At 45.2% G+C, this 6,926-nt stretch carries 6 protein-coding genes and 2 pseudogenes; 3 read left to right on the top strand and 5 right to left on the bottom strand.

What is annotated here, in order from left to right; translation table 11 throughout:
- Positions 1-326 precede the first annotated feature (326 nt).
- Positions 327-1,781, top strand: a complete 1,455-nt coding sequence (locus tag TU92_RS07430) for a hypothetical protein (RefSeq protein ID WP_112165774.1) — start codon at positions 327-329, stop codon at positions 1,779-1,781.
- A 300-nt stretch (positions 1,782-2,081) separates the two neighbouring features.
- Here the strand turns inward: TU92_RS07430 and TU92_RS07425 are convergent, their stop codons facing one another.
- Together TU92_RS07425 and TU92_RS22355 are read right to left on the bottom strand one after the other, a co-directional pair.
- Positions 2,082-2,342, bottom strand: a complete 261-nt coding sequence (locus TU92_RS07425; protein ID WP_112165772.1) for a hypothetical protein — start codon at positions 2,340-2,342, stop codon at positions 2,082-2,084.
- A gap of 186 nt (positions 2,343-2,528) precedes the next feature.
- A complete protein-coding gene (locus tag TU92_RS22355; RefSeq protein ID WP_136627581.1) occupies positions 2,529-3,239 on the bottom strand; it encodes a hypothetical protein in 711 nt (236 codons plus the stop codon).
- 859 nt (positions 3,240-4,098) lie between these two features.
- Here TU92_RS22355 and TU92_RS07400 point away from each other — a divergent pair.
- Positions 4,099-4,356: pseudogene (locus TU92_RS07400) on the top strand (transposase); the annotation flags it as partial.
- Positions 4,357-4,597: 241 nt separating this feature from the next.
- On the opposite strand, the gene TU92_RS07395 reads toward TU92_RS07400, so the two are convergent.
- Positions 4,598-4,957: a nuclear transport factor 2 family protein gene (locus TU92_RS07395; RefSeq protein WP_112165763.1), complete on the bottom strand. Its 360-nt coding sequence runs from the start codon at positions 4,955-4,957 to the stop codon at positions 4,598-4,600.
- A 295-nt stretch (positions 4,958-5,252) separates the two neighbouring features.
- On the opposite strand from TU92_RS07395, the gene TU92_RS07390 reads away from it, so the two are divergent.
- A complete protein-coding gene (locus TU92_RS07390; RefSeq protein WP_112165762.1) occupies positions 5,253-6,146 on the top strand; it encodes a dihydrodipicolinate synthase family protein in 894 nt (297 codons plus the stop codon).
- Here the strand turns inward: TU92_RS07390 and TU92_RS07385 are convergent.
- Both TU92_RS07385 and TU92_RS07380 read right to left on the bottom strand, forming a co-directional pair.
- Positions 6,143-6,538 carry a DUF3828 domain-containing protein gene (locus TU92_RS07385; RefSeq protein ID WP_112165760.1) on the bottom strand — a complete coding sequence of 132 codons (396 nt, stop codon included), beginning with the start codon at positions 6,536-6,538 and terminating at the stop codon, positions 6,143-6,145. The genes TU92_RS07390 and TU92_RS07385 overlap by 4 nt on opposite strands.
- Positions 6,538-6,744, bottom strand: a pseudogene (locus TU92_RS07380) (hypothetical protein); the annotation flags it as partial. The gene TU92_RS07385 and the pseudogene TU92_RS07380, both read right to left, overlap by 1 nt.
- Between the last annotated feature and the right edge of the window lie 182 nt (positions 6,745-6,926).

Here is a 6,926-nt window from a genome sequence, read left to right as displayed (position 1 = left end):
GAGAAAGGCCGCTGAAAATTCAGTGTCCGCTTCTGGCACAGGGCGGACGTGCGCACTGAGCTGAAGGCACACTCTGAGCGACAAGCGGAAGCTCATCTTATAAATGCTGATCAGAGAACTAGACCGAATTAAGGACTGGATGAACGTTCATGCTTACTATGAGATCGTAACGCACAGTAGTTCAATACACTTAGTAAATAGATAGTTACTATTGTTCAGATAAGTATGGGAGCCGCTGGGGAAGTGTGATGGAAATCATGGCAACACATTGATTGTTATAGTATTATAAAGAATGATTTATTACTAAAATAGTTACAAGGAAAACAATGAACACAGATAAAATAAATAAAAAGTCTATTTCCCCAAAGAAAAACATAGGCTTTACTGAAACTGAAAGAAAATTAGCGGCTATTTGTGATAAAACTTTTCTAAAGCTCTGGTCTTGGACCATTTTATATAGCGATGAAGGTATCAAGAAAAATGGAAAAGGGAAGGAGATCTGCGATCTTCTGGTTTATTATAATAATATAGTCATTATTTTTTCGGATAAAGAAGTTAAATACACTGAAGATAGCGAAAAAAATATTCCTGAAGAAGATGGTACTTCTGTAGCTTGGAAGCGTTGGAAAAGAAGAGCAGTTGAGAGTTCAGTAAAGCAGATTGAAGGTGCAGAAAGTTGGATTCGCACACATTATGACCGAATTTATTTTACTGAACAATGTTTGTTGAGTGATAAATTTCCGTTTATAAATAGCGAAAACATCAATCAACTAAATGTTTATCGTGTTGCCATCGCTAACGGTTGCCAATATCCGCTTTATCTAGGTAATGGTATTCATGATGGTATTATAACTAACTGTAGAGATCGTCATGGTAACTATATACACGTTTTTGATAGCTCAGCCATTGAAGCTCTAACACAAGAGCTAAGTACCGTAAATGAATTCGTAGGATACCTAGAGGAAAAAGAACTCGCAGCACGAGAAGGATTTTTTACCAATTATGATAAGTTGATAGAACTTGATTTATTAGCGACATATATCCTAAGCCCATCCATAAGTAGAGGTGCAGGTTTATACTTTAAGGAAGAAGGGTTTAAAATTGAGAGGTTTAATGAGCTTAACAAGGCTAGTGATTACTTAAATGGAAAGCAGGAAGATCGGGTTTCACTTATTTTTGATGATTTAATTGAGTGTATCTCTGATCAATTTGTAAGAGGAGAAGTTATCTGTACAGGTTTAACTAAGTTCGAAGCAAACCAAAAAGTGTTGGAGGTTCTATGTGATTTTGATCGGTTGAGTCGTAGAGAACTTTCCAAAAGTATTATTGCTAAGTTCAAAGAAACCTTAGGGCGGGCTATTAGTAGTCGGTCTATTTTATTGGGAGAGGATGATCCATCTTATACTCGTAATTCCATTTTTGCCGTTGTTATTTTCCCAAAGGCAGTTTGTAAAAAAATGAGTAAAGTAGAATATGAGGAGGAAAGACGTTTGATTGCCCAAGCCTACGCTATTTATTATCAACAGAAGACATCAATGAACAGAGAGATTGTAGTGGCTGTGTTTGATAATATCTCAGAATCTCCAGTGATGTGGAACACAAACTATAGAAGCTTTATGGCTAGAGTATATAAAAAAGACTTCGCGCTGGTTTATCGTGAGAAGAGAAATGTTACCGAGCAAGAAATTGACTTATTTCATGAAATGCAAAATAAATGGGGTATATTAAAATCCTCCCCAATAAATAGTTTTCGAGGCAGGGCTTATCAGTTTCATAACTAATTAATATTCATAATGGAAATTAAATTTTTGATATTTATTGTAAGGCATGGATTAATAAAAACCTGAGCGTCTCATTTAAAATGAACTGCTACCTGTATGTTAACACGGAAAAATGTTAGCAACGTCTGCTACTGGCACAAAGATGCCTGTCATGCTTGGTTAAAAAACAGGCTTAACGTAGGATATTTTCCGTTTTCCATGCGGACCCCTTCATCGACTAAGGTTATGGGCAGAATGCACTTATGCAGACGAAAAAGGCTAAATGGATCAGAAAGCCCAGCTTGCTAACACATTCTTTTTTTAATTATTTATTCGAGGCAGCAGTACCCATTCCTGGGCCTCCATCGTGGCCACCATTTGCCCCACCTTTTCCTCCTTGTCCACCATCTCCTCCTCCCCAACCGGCATCACCACCACGCCCCCCATTACCCGTGCCATCACCATTACCACCATCACCCCCATTGCCTCCACCGTCAGAACCCTCCCCACCATTACCGCCATTTCCATTAGAACCATCCCCGGCGTTACCTCCATCGCCGCCGCCCCCGCCGTCAGAGCCATTGCCACCATCTCCATCATCAGCAAGCGCAAGATGCGTAGAGGATATAAATAATAATGGCCTTAGTGAGTATTGAATTACAACAAGAGCTGGGCGAATTAACACGGAAACGAAAAGTAAAGGAAAAGCCATAAGGGTCTTATTTTTCATAAAGTTATCCTCATAAATATTACATCATTTCTGTTTTATCAAGCTTGGTTGCCGCCATCTCCACCATCCCCGCCGGAAGAATTGTTTCCGCTACCCCCATCCCCGCCGTCACCACCATCTGCGCTGCCATTTTGTCCGTTCCCCCCATCCCCGCCATCTCCCCCTGATGAGTTAGAACCGCTACCACCGTCTCCGCCATTTCCCCCATTGGCTCCATTCTGTCCGCCGTTCCCCCCATTTCCTCCATTAGATCCATCTCCGCTCCCTGCATTTCCTCCATTTCCTCCATTCCCGCCATTCGGACCGTTACCCCCGTTGCCACCATTCCCACCATTCCCACCATCAGCAGTAAAAATCATTCCTGAATTATTGGGTGGCTTTTGGTCTAGTTTATAATCTATGGGATAAGTTTTATCAGAACCGTTCTGACCATTAATGCCATTGTGTCCATCAACCCCATTTCTTCCAGGTGAATTATTTTTGTTACCACCATTTTCTCCGTTACCACCATTGCCTCCATTGACACCACCGTCTCCACCTCGACCTCCGGAAGAATTATTACCACTACCGCCATCACCACCTTTACCACCATTAGCGTCGCCATTCATTGATGGTGAGTTGTTATTGTGTTTACTATGTTTATGATAGTGAGAATGAATGTATTCACTCGAAAAACTACGTAGTGGCAGTAGGGCAAGGATTAAAATTGTTGGGCCAGCTAATAAGCTGAGTGTTTTTTTTATTTTCACTTTAACCTCCAGATTTAAAGGCCTGATTTACAGGCCTTTATATTTTCATTCAGGCATAGTTTGAATATCAGGCACCGCCATCGCCGCCATCACCACCGCCGTCGCCGTCGCCGTCACCATTTCCGTCACCATTTCCTGTGCCGTTGTTATTACCACTATCATTTCCGCTGTTATTACCGCCGTCCCCCCCACGTGCGCCTGGAGAATTGTCACCGCTTCCGCCGTCTCCACCGGGACCACCATTAGCATCGCCAACCTTTAAAAATGAGTTGTGGGTGTCATGAGGGGCTGTTGTTAGGAAATCAAGATGAAGTGGTTCAGCTGCTCTGGATAACCCAGCAAAAGCTAATAATACTAGTGCTGCAATTCTACTTACTTTCATAATTAAAACCTCATTGGTAATTTTTGGGTTTACTTATTCATGGTAAAAGAACGCGAAAGAACATTGCTTTTTTAATGTAGCAATTAATTATTTAATTTCTTTTTATTAATGTAAAAAATTGTTTCCCTGCAATTAAGGTGATTAGTTAACGTAATTTATTTTTTTCATATTGTGTTTAGCTTTGGTTTACATTAAATGTTGACTTAATGGTTTTATTTTATTTTGAAGGTAATATGTTTATTTTATTATATTATATAAAAACTTTCGACTTTCAGTTCGCAATAAATATGTAACGACCTTATGATTACACGGCCTTTGGGGCTTAGTTGAATTAATCGAACTTTTGGCCGCAATCAGGACCAGATCACCACATCCCTGACCCTGTAGTGGTAGCCCGTGTGTAAGTATCCCACTAAAACGGCCCATCCACTTTTAGAGATCTTCCGACATACTGATTATGTCCCCGAGGAGATCGCTATGCGTAAAATCCGATTCACCGAGCACCAGATCATCGCTGTTCTGAAGTCTGTCGAAGCCGGACGCACCGTCAAAGATGTGTGCCGCGAGGCCGCTATTTCCGAAGCCAGCGACTACAACTGGAAGGCGAAATATGGCGGAATGGAAGCCGCTGATATCCAAAAGATCAAAGATCTTGAGGACGAGAATCGTCGTCTGAAGCAGATGTTTGCCGATCTGAGTCTGAAATGCCGAGCACTGAAAGACGTCATCGAAAAATCATTTTTCGGATATTTTAAGACCAGATAGTATCAAAATCGTTTTAAGCTACCGCTTAGCGTAGGTTTCCGCCCCATTGGGCCTCAATACCCTAAAATCGACAATTTTTATTGCACTACGTGAAATCTTAATTAGCTGACTGAGCAATTATTTTCTGAAGCGGTCGGACTACGATTGTAAGGTCTGCTCCTGGCACAAAGCTGCCAGCAACAATGCTTTCCGAGCGGACATAATTCTTGCACTACTCTACGCTCCCAGCCTCAGGGGTTCCCTGATGAAAAACCAACTTCCACTGCCCGCTATCAGAACACGCCCAGCATGAAGAACGAAGGGCTGCCCAGGTACCATCCGGATTAAAGGTTCTGTAGTGCAGTATTGCGAAATCTTCTTTAATGCTGATGAGCCGGAAGTCATTGCTACGAATGGCCGGGACGCACTCTTCGCCTGTAAGAGAATCTATCGTCTCCTCACGATCAACTTTCACCCCTGAACGTGTGATTTCAATGAACTCGGGGTGCAGTATATGTTCCAACCATTTCCGATCGTTGCGTTTGTCACCGTGAAGGGTACATTCGAGCGCTTTCAGCTTTTCCAGAAGCATTGCGTTCCTCCTCGTTAAATTCTGGCAGTCACTCTTAGCATCATAATCATTTTGCGACGCATTTCTAACCAGAGTCCTAAAAGGTATAGACTGCATCAACCTGGTACATTTTAAGGAACATGATATGCACTCTCTCGTCGTATTATGTCCGTATCAATCATGGCTATCACAGAGCCACTCGCTGATGAGAACAGTATGACAGCGCGCACCCGGCATCATTTTTTCCAGGCCGTCTGTCAGCATCCGGCCTGCCGTTCAGCCATCCGGCCTTGAGCCGGACTAAAGAGGATAAGTCATGTTTAAAGGTCTCAGCGCGTTTCCGCTTACCCCGTTTATCGACGGCTCCCCTGATGAGAAAGGATTTCTGAGAATACTGCGCAGGCTGACGGAGGCGAAGGTCGATTCCCTTGGCGTACTCGGATCGACGGGCAGCTACGCTTATATGACGCGTGAACAACGTGGGCGGATTGCCCGACTGGCAGTAGAGAATGCAGGAAATATTCCGGTGATGGTCTGTGTGGGAGCTGTAAGCACCGATGAGGTGCTGCGGCTGGCCGATGACGCACAGGCAGCCGGTGCCGGTGCACTCCTGCTGCCCCCGGTTTCATACCAGGCGCTGCATGATGACGAAGTATACGGACTTTTCGAAACGGTCGCCCGTCACGCATCGGTGCCGCTTTGTGTCTACGACAATCCGGGCACAACCCATTTTACCTTCTCGGATGAGCTGCACGGTAAAATTGCAGCGCTGCCCGGCGTACACTCCATCAAAATTCCGGGCGTCCCAGCAGATGCTGAGGCGGCATCTGCCCGTGTAAGAAATCTGCGCAACCGGCTACCTTCAGACGTCACAATCGGCATCAGCGGTGACAGCTCGGCTGCCACAGGCCTGATCGCTGGCTGTGAGGTCTGGTATTCGGTGTGTGGAGGCTTATTTCCCGCTGTGGCAAAAAAGATCACGGAAGCGGCGGCGGCGGGCGATCACACTGCCGTCCGGGCACAAAACGAACGCCTCAGCCCACTCTGGGCGCTTTTTGGTCAGCACGGTGGAAGCTTCAGGGTCATATCAGCTGCCGCCGGTCTTCTTGGCCTGACTGATGTTAACTGCCTGCCCCGTCCGTTATTACCGCTGCGGGCAGACCAGCTCAATGAGGTGAGGCGCGTAATATCAGATCTTGAACTGGCCTAAGTGCTGCCCGTAACTGAGTTTCCTTCGCAAGACGGAGCCTGGCGGATATTCTGGCCACCGTGCGGGCTGAAGTGGCATTTGATTACGAGCTGAAGCCCCACCTTTAAAGCCGGAATCCACGCAGGATCGTAATCCTGGCTATACGTAAAATAATCGGCGTTAAAATAATCAGGCTCCGGGAGTTGATTAATTCTTTCGAGCTGGGCCAGCGTATCCGCTGCAACGTAACGGCGCATTTCTGGCGACTGCAGCGGCGGCGGTGAATTGCTCACAAAAGCACGAAGATAGAAACTATAAAAGCTCTTCACCTGGTTTATAGCCTGCTGATTAGCGTCCGGGACGGAGCTACACGCGGTGACAAGAAACATGGCGAGCAATATGAACACGCGCATCAGTTCTTCCTATAGATTTTGTAGGCCGGCTGCGCCGCACGATATCCGCCCCCCGGATACATGCTGTTTTGTCTGAAATCTGAATACCAGGTCGTACCGTCGTACATCGTCATATGCCCGCTGGGATTACCGCCGGCATAGGGCTGAATGATAGCCACATCACCGGCGATCACTGTCGACCCCGGCGGAACCGCTCGAAAACCCGCGCGTATAGAATGCGCAACGATGGATCGAATGAGAACCCGCACGCGATCTGATTTGCGAAATTGCTTCATCTCTGCTTCAGACCATCCATGCGCCCCTATTTAAATTTGAGTTAACTTCGAAAACCCGAAGCATTTAACCATACAGAAAACAGGGGGAAACAGCGGTATATCATCGCAATTCA

Origin of the sequence: Rahnella inusitata (assembly GCF_003263515.1) — a bacterium.
Taxonomy (GTDB): Bacteria; Pseudomonadota; Gammaproteobacteria; order Enterobacterales; family Enterobacteriaceae; genus Rahnella; species Rahnella inusitata.
This window is presented reverse-complemented; position numbering and strand designations above follow the sequence as displayed.